Origin of the sequence: Cupriavidus sp. KB_39 (assembly GCF_052114485.1) — a bacterium.
Lineage (GTDB): Bacteria > Pseudomonadota > Gammaproteobacteria > Burkholderiales > Burkholderiaceae > Cupriavidus.
The window spans coordinates 260,814-276,138 of record NZ_JBFREV010000003.1; the positions used below are offsets into that span (position 1 = coordinate 260,814).

The 15,325-nt window shown below is 66.4% G+C and carries 12 protein-coding genes and 1 rRNA gene; 3 read left to right on the forward strand and 10 right to left on the reverse strand.

The genetic code is table 11. From position 1 onward, the window contains the following. Positions 1 to 167: 167 nt before the first annotated feature. From AB4Z27_RS03900 to AB4Z27_RS03910, 3 genes are all read right to left on the reverse strand, one after another. Positions 168 to 833, reverse strand: a complete 666-nt coding sequence (locus AB4Z27_RS03900; protein ID WP_092298513.1) for a TetR/AcrR family transcriptional regulator — start codon at positions 831 to 833, stop codon at positions 168 to 170. An 80-nt stretch (positions 834 to 913) separates the two neighbouring features. Next, positions 914 to 2,080, reverse strand: coding sequence for an aminopeptidase (locus AB4Z27_RS03905; protein ID WP_092298510.1), 1,167 nt, complete (start codon positions 2,078 to 2,080; stop codon positions 914 to 916). Next, positions 2,077 to 4,194, reverse strand: a complete 2,118-nt coding sequence (locus AB4Z27_RS03910) for a molybdopterin-containing oxidoreductase family protein (RefSeq protein WP_441643930.1) — start codon at positions 4,192 to 4,194, stop codon at positions 2,077 to 2,079. The genes AB4Z27_RS03905 and AB4Z27_RS03910 overlap by 4 nt, the downstream gene beginning before the upstream one ends. Positions 4,195 to 4,502: 308 nt before the next feature. Here AB4Z27_RS03910 and AB4Z27_RS03915 point away from each other — a divergent pair, with 308 nt between their 5' ends. Further along, complete coding sequence (locus AB4Z27_RS03915) at positions 4,503 to 5,690, forward strand: ABC transporter substrate-binding protein (protein ID WP_092298504.1); 1,188 nt, start codon at positions 4,503 to 4,505, stop codon at positions 5,688 to 5,690. 40 nt (positions 5,691 to 5,730) lie between these two features. Here the strand turns inward: AB4Z27_RS03915 and AB4Z27_RS03920 are convergent, their stop codons facing one another. The 5 genes from AB4Z27_RS03920 to AB4Z27_RS03940 all read right to left on the reverse strand — a co-directional run bounded on the left by AB4Z27_RS03920 (position 5,731) and on the right by AB4Z27_RS03940 (position 11,412). Further along, complete coding sequence (locus AB4Z27_RS03920) at positions 5,731 to 6,795, reverse strand: ABC transporter ATP-binding protein (RefSeq protein ID WP_441643931.1); 1,065 nt, start codon at positions 6,793 to 6,795, stop codon at positions 5,731 to 5,733. After that, entirely contained in the window at positions 6,792 to 7,790 is a 999-nt protein-coding gene (locus AB4Z27_RS03925; RefSeq protein WP_092298499.1) for an ABC transporter ATP-binding protein, read from the reverse strand. Before AB4Z27_RS03925 ends, AB4Z27_RS03920 begins: the two co-directional genes overlap by 4 nt. Positions 7,791 to 7,806: 16 nt before the next feature. Then, positions 7,807 to 8,745, reverse strand: a complete 939-nt coding sequence (locus AB4Z27_RS03930) for an ABC transporter permease (RefSeq protein ID WP_092298496.1) — start codon at positions 8,743 to 8,745, stop codon at positions 7,807 to 7,809. A gap of 3 nt (positions 8,746 to 8,748) precedes the next feature. Beyond that, entirely contained in the window at positions 8,749 to 9,726 is a 978-nt protein-coding gene (locus AB4Z27_RS03935) for an ABC transporter permease (protein ID WP_092298493.1), read from the reverse strand. A gap of 102 nt (positions 9,727 to 9,828) precedes the next feature. Then, positions 9,829 to 11,412 (reverse strand): ABC transporter substrate-binding protein, encoded by a 1,584-nt coding sequence (locus tag AB4Z27_RS03940; RefSeq protein ID WP_092298966.1) that lies wholly within the window; start codon positions 11,410 to 11,412, stop codon positions 9,829 to 9,831. A 348-nt stretch (positions 11,413 to 11,760) separates the two neighbouring features. On the opposite strand from AB4Z27_RS03940, the gene AB4Z27_RS03945 reads away from it, so the two are divergent. Then, the gene (locus AB4Z27_RS03945; RefSeq protein ID WP_092298490.1) at positions 11,761 to 12,954 is read left to right on the forward strand and encodes a M20 aminoacylase family protein; all 1,194 of its coding nucleotides are present in this window, start codon (positions 11,761 to 11,763) and stop codon (positions 12,952 to 12,954) included. Between the two features lie 55 nt (positions 12,955 to 13,009). Beyond that, a complete protein-coding gene (locus tag AB4Z27_RS03950) occupies positions 13,010 to 14,068 on the forward strand; it encodes a DUF2891 domain-containing protein (protein WP_441592181.1) in 1,059 nt (352 codons plus the stop codon). Between the two features lie 7 nt (positions 14,069 to 14,075). Here the strand turns inward: AB4Z27_RS03950 and AB4Z27_RS03955 are convergent, their stop codons facing one another. Next, the gene (locus AB4Z27_RS03955) at positions 14,076 to 15,017 is read right to left on the reverse strand and encodes a DUF3047 domain-containing protein (RefSeq protein ID WP_441643932.1); all 942 of its coding nucleotides are present in this window, start codon (positions 15,015 to 15,017) and stop codon (positions 14,076 to 14,078) included. Between the two features lie 217 nt (positions 15,018 to 15,234). Then, a 5S ribosomal RNA gene (gene rrf / locus AB4Z27_RS03960) occupies positions 15,235 to 15,325 on the reverse strand; the annotation flags it as partial.

Below are 15,325 nucleotides of genomic sequence, written 5' to 3' on the forward strand. Positions count from 1 at the left end.
CTCCTGAATTTCTGAATGGTCGTTCGATTTTTTGGGAATGCTAAACGTGCACGCCTCGCCAGACAACACGTTAGACGAAGTCCTCCACCCACCGGAATCGTGAAATCGTGAATTATGCGCCACTCAGGGGTGGCGGCGAGGGAATACCCCTAGCTCCCCGCCTGGCCTCAGCTCGGCAGCACCAGCTTCATCATGTTGGACGCCAGTTCCTGGGCGAGGGTTTCCTCGTCCATGCGCCCGGGCTCGTGCCAGGTGTACATGAAGCCGATCACGCCGCCCATGGAATGCGCGGTCACGCGGGCATCCCCGAAGGCAAACACGCCGGTGGCGCGCCCTTCCTCGAGCAGCACGTAGAGGTCGCGATAGAAGTCGCGCGCCATGGTGTTGAGCCACGCCACGGTGTCCGGCTTCAGGTACTGGTTGTCGCGGAAGCTCAGCGCCGCCGCCACGTGGCAGCGCACGCAGCGCCGCGCCATCTCCAGCAGGCAGGCGTGCAGGCGCTCGCGCACGGGCAGCGCCGGGTCGGCCGTCTCGCGGATCACCGGCAGGCAGGTCTGGGCCGACTCGCGGCACAGGATGTCGAAGATCTCGTACTTGTCGGCGAAGTAGTAATAGACCGCCGGCTTGGTGACGCCGAGCGCCCGGCACAGGTCGTTCATGGTCATGCCGGGGTAGCCCTTCGTATAGAAGAGCTGGGCGGCGGCATCCAGGATCTGGCGGCGGCGTGCTTCCTGGCGCTCGGCAACGTGCGAGCGCGCCGGACCGTCGTCGGCCAGCGTGGCGGCTTCATCGGCGCGCGGCACGGCGCCGGTTTTCCTGGAGGGGGGTGGCATAGGGCAATTTTCTCATGCGGCGCGCGCTCCACCATCGGGAAACACGCGGCTTGACGGATTGGGCGGGAAGGCGTCGGGTTCTACCGGCCGGTATCGCCTTTGTCTGGGGATTGTGCCGACAGGGGCTTGGGTGGCGGAGGCTGCGGCGGCGACGGTGGCGTGACCTCCGTGGCCGGCGGCGCCAGCCGGCGCAGCGCGGCGTCGCGCTCGGCCGGCGGAAGGTCGCCCAGGCGGCGCGCCTCGGCGTAGAAGCGGGTCCAGTCGCCGCCCGACTTGGCCAGCAGCGCGGTGAACGCGGGCACCCATTGCTGGTAGGTGGCCACGGCGGCCAGGTGGGCATTGGTCAGGGGCTGGTCGAACCAGCGGTCGTAGCCACTGTAGTTGCCCCATTCGGCGCGCTTGTGTGCATAGTCTTCGCGCAGTTCCGTGAAGATCCGCGCCTTGCCCTGGCGCTTGGCCTCATCGTCCAGCGGGGCGCGGTACAGCGCCACGAGCTTGTCGCGCGTGCGCAGCAGCATGGCGCGGAAGTCGCGCCGGCGGCTGTCGTAGATCTGGTAGCTGGCGCGGGCGTCCGCTGAGGCAGCGTGCGCCAGCCATTGCTCCACCCCGGCCGTCTCCACGGCGGTGGCGAACGACTCGTTGAACGCGGTGTCGTTGCGCACGTAGACCACCTGGTGGGCCAGTTCGTGGAAGATCAGCCGGGCCAGTTCGCCCTCGGGCTGGTAGACGAAGGTGTTGAGTAGCGGATCGTCGAAATATCCGAGCGTCGAATAGGCCGGGATCCCGGCCACGTAGGCCTCGAAGCCTTCCCGGCGCAGATCCTTGGCGTACTGCTCGGCGTCCTGGGGATCGTAATAACCGCGATACGTGATGCAGCCGACGATGGGGAAGCACCACTTGCGCAGCTCCATCGACAATTCCGGCGTGGCGAACACACTCCACACCACGTAGGGCCGATGCAGGTTGGCGTAGCGGCGATAACTGCCGTTGTCCGGCAGCTTCAGCTCGCGCGAGGCGTAGTCGCGCATCTGCCGCGCCAGCGTGAGGCGCTGGGCCAGGCGGGTGTCGTTGGCGTTGCGGGCGGCGTCGATGGCGTCGTCGAGCGACTCCGCCTTGGCCATCACGCCCAGATGGCCGCCGACCGACTGATAGTAATAGCCGAGYGTGTCGCAGCCGGCCGCCAGCGCCGCGACRGCCAGCACCACCAGGGTGCCCGCCACGCGCCAGCGGGCCGGCCAGCGCATCATGACGCCACGGCCTCCCTCTCCACCTCGGCCGGCGCGGGCGCCACCTCGACCAGACAGTCGTAGAAGACCGGCGCGCGGCCCAGGTCGGTCAGGCGCTGGCTGGTCAGTTCGTTGGCGTTCTTGCCGTCCGACGCCAGCTTCTTCCACCAGATCGACAAACCCACCACCAGGCCCTGCCGCGCGCGGTCCGTCACGCGGGCGCGGGCCAGCATGCTGCCCCGGTCGTTGAAGGCACGGACCATGGYGCCGTGGACGATGCCGCGCGCGGCRGCGTCCAGCGGATGGATGTCCAGGTGCGGCTCGCCCTCCGTGGCGCGCAGGCTGTCCACGTTGACGAASGAGCTATTGAGGAAATTGCGAGCCGGCGGSGAGATCATCGCCAGCGGATAGCGGGCCGCCAGCTCGGGCGCCGAGGCCGGCGCCTCGTAAGGCGGGACATAGGCCGGCACCGGATCGAGGCCGTCGCGGGCCATCGCCTCGGAGTAAAACTCGCATTTGCCCGATGCCGTGGGGAAGCCGCCCTCGGCGAACGGCGCAGCCGGCAGGTTCAGCTTCTGCCAGCCCTGCTCGCGCAGCGAATCCCAGCTGATGCCCTCGGCCCGCTTGTCCTCGCGCAGGATGGCCTGCGCGGCGATGGCCTCGTCGCTATCGGCAAAACACGGCTCGGTGAAGCCCATGCGCGCGGCCAGCCGGCGGAAAATCTCGGTATTCGGCAGCGCCTGGCCCATCGGCGCCACGGCCTGGTTGTTGGCCAGGAAGTAGGTGTGGCCGTAGGCYTTGTGGACGTCCACATGCTCGAGCTGGGTCGTGGCCGGCAGGACGATATCGGCGTAGTCGGCCGTATCGGTGCGGAAATGCTCGAGCACCACGGTAAACAAATCCTCGCGCGCGAAGCCGGCCGCCACCTTGGCCGATTCCGGCGCCACGGCCACCGGGTTGCTGTTGTAGACCACCACGGCTTCGATCTTCGGGCCCTGGGCGCCGGTGCCGTCGTCGAGCAGCGCGTCGCCAATCGTGCTCATGTTCACGGTGCGCGGCACCTGCGGCCAGTCTGGCAGCAGGTCGGGCCGCTGGAGCGCCGCGTGGTCGATCGGGAAGAAACCCGAGGTCGATAGCTGCAAGCCGCCCGCCGGGTGACGCCAGGCGCCGACCAGCGACGGCAGGCTCGCCACCGCGCGCACGGCCTGGCCGCCGCCGTGGGCGCGCTGCATGCCGTAGTTCAGGCGGATGGCCACTGGCTGGCGCTCACGCACCGCGAGTTGGCCGTAGAGGCCGGCGATCCATTCGATGTCTTCCACCGGCACGCCGCAGATCTCGGCGGCGCGGGCCGGCGAGAATTCCATCGCCCGCTCGCGCAGCGCGGCAAAGCCGACCGTGTGCCGTTCGATGTAGTCGTGATCGAGCAAATCGTCGCGGATCAGCACGTGCATGATCGCCAGCGCCAGCGCGCCGTCGGTGCCGGGCATCGGCGCGATGTGGCGGTGGCACTTCTCGGCCGTCAGGGAGCGATACGGGTCGATGGCGACCAGCGTGGCGCCACGGCGCTTGGCTTCCTGCGCGCGGGTCCAGAAATGGAGGTTCGAGGCGATCGGGTTGCCGCCCCAGATGATCACCAGCTTGGCATCGGCCACGTATTCCATGTCCATGCCCACGCTGGCGCCATAGGTATAGCGCAGCGCCGTGGCGCCCGCGCTGGCGCAGATCGTCCGGTCCAGCAGCGAAGCCCCGAGCTTGTGGAAGAAACGCGCGGCCATGCTTTCGCCCTGCACCAGTCCCATGGTGCCGGCGTAGCTGTAAGGGATGATGGCCTGCGGGTCGCGCGCGGCAATGGCGCCGAGGCGGCGGGCCACCTCGTCGAGCGCCTCGTCCCAGGAAATCGGCTCGAACTTGCCCTCCCCCTTCTTGCCGACGCGGCGCAGCGGCGTCAGCAGCCGGTCAGGGTGGTAGGTGCGTTCCGTATAGCGGGAAACCTTGGTGCACAGCACGCCCTGGGTGGCCGGGTGGTCGGGGTCGCCGGCCACCTTGATGGCCCGGCCGTCCTCGACGGTGACGAGCAGCGCACAGGTGTCGGGGCAATCGTGGGGGCAGGCGGCGCGGACGATACGGGTGGCCATGGTGATGTCGGACGTGGGGCGGCTGGGGGGCCTTGGGGCCTGGGGCGATGGATTTCTGGCGACGGAGCGGGCCAGGCGGCCGTCATGTCTGGGGGCATGACTGTGGCGCAAGCGCCTCGCCGGAGGGTCCCGAACCGGGAGAAATTGTTTGGCTCCGATTGTATTCGATTATGATGTTCCGGCGCTGCCGGGCAAACCGCCCGACAGTCCGGCCACCGTGCCGGAACCCCCTCACAGGCAACAGACCGGGCGGGGGCCGCGGGGTACAGAAGCACAAGAACACTTTGGATTTTTTGACGGGGATTCACATGGTTTTGCATTCTGGGGTCACGCGCCGGCGCTTTGCCGGCCTGCTGGCGGCGTGCGCCGTCGTCGCATCCGGCGCGGCAAGCGCGGCCAACACTACGGCCGCCGAGACCGGCGTTACGGCCGACACCATCCTGCTCGGCCAGTCCGCCGCGCTGACCGGCTCCACCGCGGTGCTCGGCAAGCAGATGAACTCGGGCGCGCGGCTGTATTTCGACTACATCAACCAGCAAGGCGGCGTGTTCGGCCGCAAGATCGAACTCAAGGCGCTGGACGATGCCTACGAGCCGGACGATGCCATCAAGAACACCAAAAAGCTGATCGAGGAAGACCGCGTCTTCGCGCTGTTCGGCTACGTGGGCACGCCGACCAGCCAGGCCGCCGTGCCACTGGCCAACCAGGCGCGCGTGCCGTTCTTCGCCCCGTTCACGGGCGCCCAGTCGCTGCGCGACCCGCGCAGCCGCTACGTCTTCCACGTGCGCGCCGGCTACGACGAGGAAACTTCCGCCATCGTGCGCCAGATCCGCACCACGGGCCTGAAGCGCGTGGCCGTGGTCTATAACGACGACGCCTACGGCAAGGCCGGCATCGCCGGGGTGGAGCAGGCGATCAAGTCGCTCCCGGCCGACAGCGGCGTGAAGCTGGTCGCCCAGGAGTCGGTGATCCGCAACACGGTGGAGATCGGCGACGCGATGCAGGGCGCCATGAAGGCCAGCCCGGACGCCATCGTGCTGATCAGCGCCTACCGCACCGTGGGCGCGTTCGTGAAGGAAGCCCTGCGGCGCGGCTACAGCGGCCAGTTCTACAACGTGTCCTTCGTCGGCACCCAGGCGCTGGCCAAGGAAGTGGGCCCGCTGGGCAGCGGCGTGATCATCTCGCAGGTGATGCCGCACCCGGGCAACGCCACGCTGCCGGTGGTGCGCGAGTACCTGCGCCTGCTGCAGGCGTCCGGCAAGCAGAACGACTTCGACTACGCCAGTATCGAGGGCTTCATCGCCGCCAAGGCGTTCGTGGAAGGGCTGCGCCGCACCGGGCGCGAGGTCACGCGCGAGAAGTTCATCACCGCCGTGGAAAGCATGCGCAACGTGGATCTGGGCGGCTTCATCGTCCAGTACGGGCCAGAGAACCACGTGGGATCGAAATTCGTCGAAATGACGATCATCAACTCGCGCGGCGTGGTGATTCGCTGACCGCACCTGGGGCGCCCCTCCTGGGGCGGAGGGGCCCCTTTCAAGCCATATCGTTCAGATGGCACGCCGAGAAGCGTAGCGGCGCGATCTCCTTCAGCATCGGCTGTTCCTCCCGGCAGCGCGGCATCGCGTGCGGGCAGCGCGGGTGGAAGTGGCAGCCCAGCGGCGGGTTCAGCGGCGACGGGATCTCGCCCCGGATCGCCACATAGGTCTTCTTGCCCACTTCCAGCTTGGGCGCCTCGGCCAGCAGCGCCTGCGTGTACGGGTGGTTCGGCGCCGCGAACACGTCCTCGGTGGGCGCCGACTCCACCACCCTCCCCAGATACATGATCACCACGCGGTCGCTGATGTGCTTGACCACGCCCAGGTCATGGCTGATGAACAGGTAGGTCAGGTTCAGGTCTTCCCGCAGGCGCATGAACAGGTTCAGGACCTGGGCCTGGATCGAGACATCGAGCGCCGCCACCGATTCGTCGCAGACCAGGAATTCCGGCTTCACGGCCAAGGCCCGGGCGATGCCGATGCGCGCCCGCTGTCCGCCCGAGAACTGGTGCGGGAAGCGGCGCAGCACGGTGGGATCCATGCCCACGCGTACGAGCATGTCTTCCACATAGGTCTTCTGGGCGCCCTTCTCGACCATGCCGTGCACCACGGGTGCCTCGCCGACGATATCGAGCACGCGCAGCCGGGGGTTCAGGGACGCGTACGGGTCCTGGAAGATCATCTGGATGGCGAGCTGCTTCTCGCGGCGCTTGTCCGGCGGCAGGCGGTCCAGATCCACGCCGCGCCAGAACCGTTCGCCCTCGGTCAGCGTATGGAGCCCCACGGCCATCCGGCCCAGCGTGGACTTGCCGCAGCCCGACTCGCCCACCAGCCCGACCACCTCGCCCGCGCGGATCGCCAGGTCCACGCGATCTACGGCATGCACCACCTCCACGCGCTGCTTCGCGCCGAAGACATTGGCGATTTTGGCCGCCACGTCGAGCGTCTTGACGAAGCGCTTGGACACCGCGCGCAACTCCAGCAGCGGCGCGGGAGGCGTCGCGGGCTCGGTCTGYGTGATGTTGGCGGCACTCGCCGGAGTATCGATCACGGACTGGCTCATGCGGCCTCCTGCTGGGCAAGTACCGGGTGGAAGCAGCGCAGCTCCCGGCCGTCTGGCGAGGTGCCGAGCGGCGGTTCGGTCTTGCAGATGTCGGTCGCGTAGGGGCAGCGCTCGCGGAACGAGCAGCCGCCGGGCAGATTCAGCAGCGATGGCGTCATCCCCGGAATCTGCCGCAGCGGCGTGCCGCGCGGGTTGCGCGACGGCGCCGAGCCGATCAGCCCGTGCGTGTACGGGTGCTCGGGATGCTCCAGCACCTGGCGCACATCGCCCGATTCCACGATCTTGCCGGCGTACATCACGCAGACCTTGTCCGCGAGCCCGGCCACCACGGACAGGTCGTGCGTGATCCAGATCAGCGCGGTGCCCGATTCCCGGCACAGCGTCTGCATCTCATAGAGGATCTGGCCCTGGATGGTCACGTCCAGCGCCGTGGTCGGCTCATCGGCAATGATCAGGTCCGGCTTGTTGAGCAGCGCGATGGCAATCGCCACGCGCTGGCGCATGCCGCCCGAGAACTGGTGCGGGTAGGCGGTCAGGCGCTCGTCCGGCGAGGGAATGCCGACCCGGGCCAGCGCGTTGCGCGCCCGCTCGCGGGCGGCCGGCTTGCTGACGTTGTCGTGCGCGCGCACGGCCTCGATCATCTGGGTGTCGATGCGCAGGACCGGGTTCAGCGTCATCATCGGGTCCTGGAAAATCATTGCGATGCGGTTACCGCGCACGTCGCGCTGCTGGGCGGGGGTGAGCGCGCGGAGGTCGCGCGTCACGCCGTCGCGGCTGGTCAGCGCGATCCGGCCGTCGACGACTTTGCCGGGCGCATCGATCAGGCCCATGATCGAATAGCCGGTCATCGACTTGCCCGAGCCGGACTCCCCGACCAGGCCCATGATCTCGCCGCGGTTGACCGAGAACGACACGTCGTCCACGGCCTTGGCCACGCCGGCGCGCGTGAAAAACTGCGTTTTCAGGTGTTCGACCACCAGGGTAGGTTGGCTCATGCGCGCTCCTGGGCGGTCATTGCGTTTGCAGGCGCGGGTTCAGCACGTCGCGCAACTGGTCGGCCACGAGGTTCATCGACACGATGGTCACCACCAGCGCGATCCCCGGGAAGAAGCTGATCCARTACTTGCCGGACAGCATGTACTGCTGGCCGTTCGAAATCAGCGAGCCGAGCGACGGCTCCGTGACCGGCACGCCGAGCCCGAGGAACGACAGCGTGGCCTCCAGCGTGATGGCCGATGCCACCTGCAGCGCGGCGATCACGATCAGCGGCGGCAGGCAGTTCGGCAGCAGGTGGCGGAACATGATGCGCCCCGGCGGCAGGCCCAGGCAGGTGGCGGCCTCGATGTACTCCTTGCGCCGCTCCACCAGCGCCGCGCTGCGGGTGGTGCGCGCGTAGTAGGCCCATTGCACCGCCACCAGGGCGATAACGATGTTGCCGAGGCCCGGCCGCAGGAAGGCCAGCAGGATCAGCGCCAGCAGAATCGGCGGAAACGAGAGCTGGAGATCGGCCACGCGCATGATCAGCGCCTCGATGCGGCCACCGAGGAAGCCGGCCAGCAGGCCGAGCGTCGCCCCCAGCAGCAGCGCGATCACCGTGCTGAGCACCCCCACGCCGATGCTGATGCGCAGGCCGTACATTACGGCGGAGAGGATGTCGCGCCCCTGCTCGTCCGAGCCCAGCAGGAAGGTCAGGCCGCTGCCGGCCTGTTCGCCCGGGGCCATCCGTGCGTCGAGCACGTCCAGCGTGGCCAGGTCGTACGGATTCTGCGGCGCCAGCCATGGCGCGAAGATCGCAATCAGGATGATGAGGCCGAGCGTCACCAGCCCCAGCACGGCCAGCTTGCTCTCCAGGAACTGCCGGGCGAAGCGGCGGAACGGCGTCTGCTCCTTCGCCGGCACGGCCGGGATCGCGACTTCCTTGGTTGGGTTCGGTACGGTGCTCGCGCTCATGGCTCAGCCCTTGTTGTCGGCAATGCGCACGCGCGGATCGAGCATGCTGTAGACGATGTCCACCACGAGGTTGATCAGGATGAACAGCGTCACGATCACCATCAGGTAGGCCACGATCACCGGGCGGTCCAGCAACTGGATCGAGTCGATGATGAGCTTGCCCATGCCGGGCCAGGCGAAGATCGACTCGGTCACGATGGCGAACGCGATGATCGAGCCGAACTGGAGCGCGATCACGGTCACGATCGGGATCAGAATATTCTTAAGAACGTGCACCCCGACGATGCGGGAGTTCGACAAGCCCTTGGCCCGGGCGAACTTCACGTAGTCCTGCAGCATGGCCTCCTGCGTGCCGGCGCGCGTGAGCCGGATCACCATGGCGATGTTCAGCAGCGACAGCGTGACCGCCGGCAGGATCAGGTGGCGGATGCCGTCCACGGTCAGGAAGCTGAGCGGGATGCCCAGCACCCGCACGGTCTCGCCCCGGCCATTCGACGGCAGCCAGCCAAGCTGCACCGCGAACACCATGATCAGCATCAGGCCGACCCAGAACGTGGGCAGCGAGAAGCCCAGGATCGATATCGTCATGATCGACTTGCCGGCCACGCCGGTGGGCCGGAGCCCAGCCCAGAGACCTAGCGGAATGCCGAGAACGATGGCCAGCAGGATGGCCGTGACGGCCAGTTCCATGGTCGCCGGCATGCGCTCGAAGATCAGCTTCAGTGCGGGCGTGCCATGCGCGAACGACATGCCGAGGTTGCCGTGCAGSGCGTTCTGCAGAAAGATCCAGTACTGTTCCCAGAGCGGCTTGTCCAGCCCGAGCGCGGCGATGGTGCGCTTGATGTCCTCCTGGTCCGCCTGCGGACTGATGAGGATGTCGACCGGGTTGCCGATCGCAAAAACGCCAAGAAAGACGAGCAGCGACATGACGAGGAGCACGACCACGCTCTGCATCAGGCGCCGGATGATGAAAACCAGCATGGTGGAGACACTATCCTTTCGCCGGCAACGGTCCCCAGGTCAGGGACCGTTGCACGACGGCATCCGCTGCTAGCTTAGTGCAGCCGATTGACCCCAGCCGACTTATTGCGGCTTGAAGTTATGCGCATAAGTGCGCTCGTCGGTACGCGGCACGTAGGTGATGCCCTTCTGCGTGGCCCACGTGGTGACTTGCTGGTGGATCGGGATGATGCCGCCGTCGTTGATGGCGATGGCCGTGGCTTCCTGCAGCAGCTTCGACCGTTCAGCGTCTTCCACCGTGGCCAGCGCCTTCTCTAGTACGACGTCCATTTTTGGATTGCAGTACTCGCCCCAGTTGGTCGTGCCGAAGCCCTTCTTCGAGTCCTCGCAGGCGAGCAGCGCACGCAGCGGCGAGCTGACCTCGCCGGTCTGGGCGCCCCATCCGAGCAGGCCGAACGACCACTCGTGCTTGATACCCTTCGACGAATAGGTGGCCATCGGCATGCCTTCCACCTTGGTGGCGATGCCAATCCGCGTCAGGTTCTGGGCGATGGTCTGGGCAATCTTCTCATCGTTCACGTAACGGTTGTTCGGCGTGTGCAGCGTGACGCCGAAGCCGTTGGGGTAGCCCGCCTCCGCGAGCAGCTTCTTGGCGCCTTCGGGATCGTATTTCACCGTCTTCAGGGCCGGGTTGTAGCCGAACAGCGTGGGCGGCACGAGGTTGTTGGTCGGCTCGGAAAGCCCTTCCATCAGCCGGTCCTTGATGCCCTGCCGGTTGATGGCCATGCTGATGGCGTTCCGCACGCGCGCATCCTTGAGCGGATTCTTATCCATCGGCTGGCCGTCCTTGGTGGTGACGTACGGCGACTTGTCGCGCTTGGCATCGAAAAACAGGTAGATCACGCGGTGCGAGATCTTGCTGAAGAACGACAGCTTCGGGTCCTGGCGCACCTTGGGCAGGTCCGGCGTCGGCACGTTCTCGATGGCCTGCACGTCACCGGACAGCAGCGCGGCGAGGCGCGTGGCCGGGTTCGGGATGAAGCGCAGCGTGACCTTGTCCCAGGCCGGCTTCGGGCCCCAGTAGTCGGGGTTCTTGACCAGTTCGACCCGGTCGTCGCGGGCGTAGCTCACGAACTTGAACGGCCCGGTGCCGACCATGCCCTTGCCCTGCGCGAAGTCGTCGGACGTCAGGCCCTGCGTGGCCTTCTTCTGCACCATGAAGATCGACGTCAGGTCGTTCARCATCAACGGATACGGCTGGTTGGTGGTCAGCTGGAGCGTGTACTTGTCGATCACCTTCTTGTTGATGATCGCCTTGGTATAGACGTCGAACTTGCCCGGGCTGTTCAGGATCGTGGCGGGGCGGTCGAGCGACCAGACCACGTCCTCGGTCGTCAGCTCGGTGCCGTCATGCCACTTCACGCCCTTGCGGATCTTGAATTCCCACGTGAGGTTGTTCACGAGCTTCCAGGACTCGGCCAGGCCCGGAATGATGCGGCTGTCCGGGTCGAGCTTCACCAGGGAGTCGAACACGTGTTCGGACACGTTGATGTTCGAGAACAGGTTATAGAAATGCGGATCCATCGAGGTCGGCGGCGAACTCATGGCGATCTTCAGGTCGACCGCCTGGGCGGGCGCGGCCAGGCCGAGGCCGAGGGCGCTCGCCAGCAGCACGGCGGCGGCGGTATTGCCGACCCTCTTGCTCATGGCGATCTTGACCTTGTTGACAGTGCGAAGGGACATCGCGCGTTTCTCCCTGTGGGAAGTCTGAAATGACAATAAGGAGCAGTCGTCGCCTGCGCAATAAGAAATCGCCGCATTTTGGTGCGGTCCATTCTGCATCGCGGATCCGGGCGCGACCGGCCAGGCACTTCAAGCATGAACTGTTCCAGCAGTGGAAYGGCAGCGCCATGCGGGGAAACCCACCCGGCGAGGGGTGCGCGGGCGCGCGAGGTGCTGTGCTGCAGTGCGCCAAGTCGGGGCGCCAAGGTCCGTCTTTGGCGCTTTGCAGGCAGACAGGTATGATCGGGGTATCCCACTGCCCGGTACGGCACCATGAAGCTCATCCCAGAAATCCTCCAGGCGCAAGCCGAAATCCGCACCCTCCGCCGCGACATCCACGCCCATCCCGAACTCTGCTTCGAAGAACAGCGCACCGCTGATCTGGTCGCAAAAAGCTTGGAATCGTGGGGCATCGAGGTCCATCGCGGGCTTGGCACGACGGGGCTCGTCGGCGTGATCCGCAACGGCAACAGCGGCCGTTCGATTGGCCTGCGTGCCGACATGGACGCACTGCCACTGCAGGAAGCCAATACCTTCGGCCATCGCTCGCAGCACGACGGCAAGATGCACGCCTGCGGCCATGACGGCCATACGGCGATGCTGCTTGGCGCGGCGCGCTACCTCGCCGAGCACCGTAATTTCGACGGTACCGTCAACCTGATCTTCCAGCCGGCCGAAGAGGGCGGCGGCGGCGCGCGCGAGATGATCAAGGACGGGCTGTTCAAGCGTTTTCCGTGCGATGCCGTCTTCGGCATGCACAACTGGCCGGGCATGCCGGTGGGCTCGTTCGGCACCACGGCCGGGCCGCTGATGGCATCGAGCAATGAATTCCGCATCGTCGTGAAGGGCAAGGGCGCCCACGCGGCCATGCCGCACAACGGCTTCGACCCAGTCTTCACCGGCACGCAGATCGTCTCGGCGCTGCAGGGCATCATCACGCGCAACAAGCGGCCGATCGACACGGCCGTGATCTCCGTGACCCAGTTCCACGCCGGCGATGCCACCAACATCGTGCCGGATCAGGCATGGATCGGCGGCACGGTGCGGACGTTCACGGTGCCGGTGCTCGACCTGATCGAGCGGCGCATGGAAGAGGTGTCGCGCGCGGTGGCGTCGGCGTTCGACTGCACCATCGAATTCGAATTCCGCCGCAACTACCCGCCGACGATCAACAGCGCCGCCGAGGCGGAGTTCGCGGTGGGCGTGGCCAGCGAGGTGGTGGGCGCGGACCATGTGGACGGCAACGTCGAGCCGACCATGGGCGCCGAGGACTTCTCGTTCATGCTCCAGGAAAAGCCGGGCTGCTACCTGTTCATCGGCAATGGCGAGGGCACGCACCGCGAGGCCGGCCACGGCATGGGACCGTGCATGCTGCACAACCCCAGCTACGACTTCAAYGACGARCTGCTGCCGGTGGGCTCGACGTTCTTCGTGAAACTCGTGGAGAAGTGGCTCGCTGCCGCCTAAGTTTGGCGTTGATTGCGGGCAGCTTTTCAGAATCCGCTCATAGGAAAGGCCGGMGATGACGCATACGCTGTTGGACGACAACACGGCGGAAGGCTTCGCCCGGGTGGCGCTGGACAACATCGTCCGTCCCTATCCGTACAAGCTCGACCACCTGATGGCGCGTGCCGGCGATCTCACCGAGCCGGCGGTGGCGCATCCGGTCTTCTATGGCAGCTACGACTGGCATTCGTCGGTCCATATGCATTGGCTGCTGGTGCGACTGCTGGCGACGCGCCCGGACCTGCCGATCGCRCCGCAGATCCGGCAGACGCTCGACGCGCAACTWCGSCCTGAGGCATTGGCGACGGAGTTGGCGTACTTCGAGCGTCCGGGCTCGCGCACGTTCGAGCGCCCGTACGGCTGGGCGTGGGTGCTGCGGCTTCAGTCGGAATTGACGCTGCTGGGCGCAGACGACCCACAGGCAGCGCAATGGGCAGCAGCTTGTGCGCCCCTGGCCGACCACCTCGCGCTGCGTCTGATCGAATCCATCGAAATCGCCGATTTCCCGGTGCGGACCGGCACCCATTTCAACAGCGCGTTTGCGCTGGTGATGGCGCTGCATTTCGCGCGGAGCACGCAGCACCTTGCGCTGCGCAAGGCCATTGTCCGGCGCGCGCACCGCTGGTTCGGACATGATCAACGGTATCCCGCCCGCTACGAGCCGGGCGGCGACGAGTTCCTGTCAGGTGGATTGATCGAAGCGGTCCTGATGCAGCAGGTGACCGACGACGACTGCTCGTTCGGGGACTGGTGGGAGATGTTCTCGCCAGGGCAGGCCGAGTTGGCGACCTGGCTGACGCCGGTGACGGTGGCGGATCGCACGGACCCGAAGATGTCGCACCTGGACGGCCTGAACCTGTCCCGTGCATGGTGCTGGCGGCTGCTGGGGCCCGCCCTGCCCCCGACGCTCCAGCCGCTGGCTGTGCGGGCGTGGTCCGATCACCTCGAGGCGTCACTGCCGCAGGCGGTGGGCGGCCACTACGTCGCCACCCATTGGCTGGCGACGTTCGCCCTGCTCGCGCTCGAGGACACGGCGCCAAGCCAGGCCTCCGCTTGCTCAATCGACCAGGACTAGCCCCCGGTCAATCGAGGACGATGTCCCCGTACCAGGACTCCGCGCGGCTCTTGGTATTGTCGGTATCGGTCATCAGCCCCACGGCGATGACCTTGCCGGGATCGGTCCCGAACGCCTTGCGGTAGTCCGCGCGCAGATCGCGCTCATGGCAGCGCCAGCTATTGGCGTGGCGCGTGCCCGAATCGACCACGATCATGCGGACGCGATCCGTATGGGGGTTGTTCAACACCGCGCCKGCGGGACGGCGACCGCCCCAGATGTACATCAGCGTGGCGTAAGGCATCTCACGGCCCGTGGTGATGCGGGCCATTTCGTACATGAGCTGGTCGCGCAGCGGCAGCTTGGCCGTATCGCCATCAAAGGCGACGAAGATGCGCAAAGGCGCGTCTTCCCGCTGGCCCATCGCGTTGTCGGCGCTACGGATCACGTCGCGCGTCTTCCACATCCAGCGAAGCATGCCGGGGTCGCGCTGCGTCAGTGGCACATAGAGCCCCGATGCGGAACTGTCGGCCTGGGCATGCAGCACCAGGCGCTGATCCACTTCGGTCAGCGTGTAGCGTGTGGGGGTCTTGTTGCGGTTGATCGTCCACGGCTGCCAGCCCGCAGGAAGATTGGCGAGCGACGCGGACGCTGAAAATGGAGGAAGTTCGGGCAATGCCACGGGCGCGGCAGCACTGCCTTCGCCCTCGCCATCGGGGTCGCCGCCAGCCTCAGCATCGGCATTCCGCTGCGTGGCCAGCACGGTCGCGATATTCGCCGCCTCCAGCGCATCGACGTGAACAGCCGACTTCATGCCGGCTTTAGCCGCGAATGTCTTGCAATCCACTTCGGCCACTGGGACCATTTTCGTCGGATCGAAGGGAGGATTTCCCCCGCTCGATGCACATCCCGCCAACAACAACACGCCTGCCATGCTGGCAAGCGCGGGCCATAACTTCGTGGCCGCCATGTAACCCCCTAAACCCAATTTCTCGTCGCTGCTTCGCGCCTAGACCCGGCGCTTGTAGGAAACATAACAGAACGAAATCCGCGCCGGAATACTCCGGTACCCTGAATACAACAGCGATACGACGCTGAAATGACGAGGGCTTCGCGGCGCGAACGAAATCGTCGCCGCAAAAGCAAAACCCCCAGCCTTTATGGGGCTGGGGGTTCTGGGTATAAGAGCCTGGCGATGACCTACTTTCACACGGGTAGTCCGCACTATCATCGGCGCAAAGTCGTTTCACGGTCCTGTTCGGGATGGGAAGGGGTGGT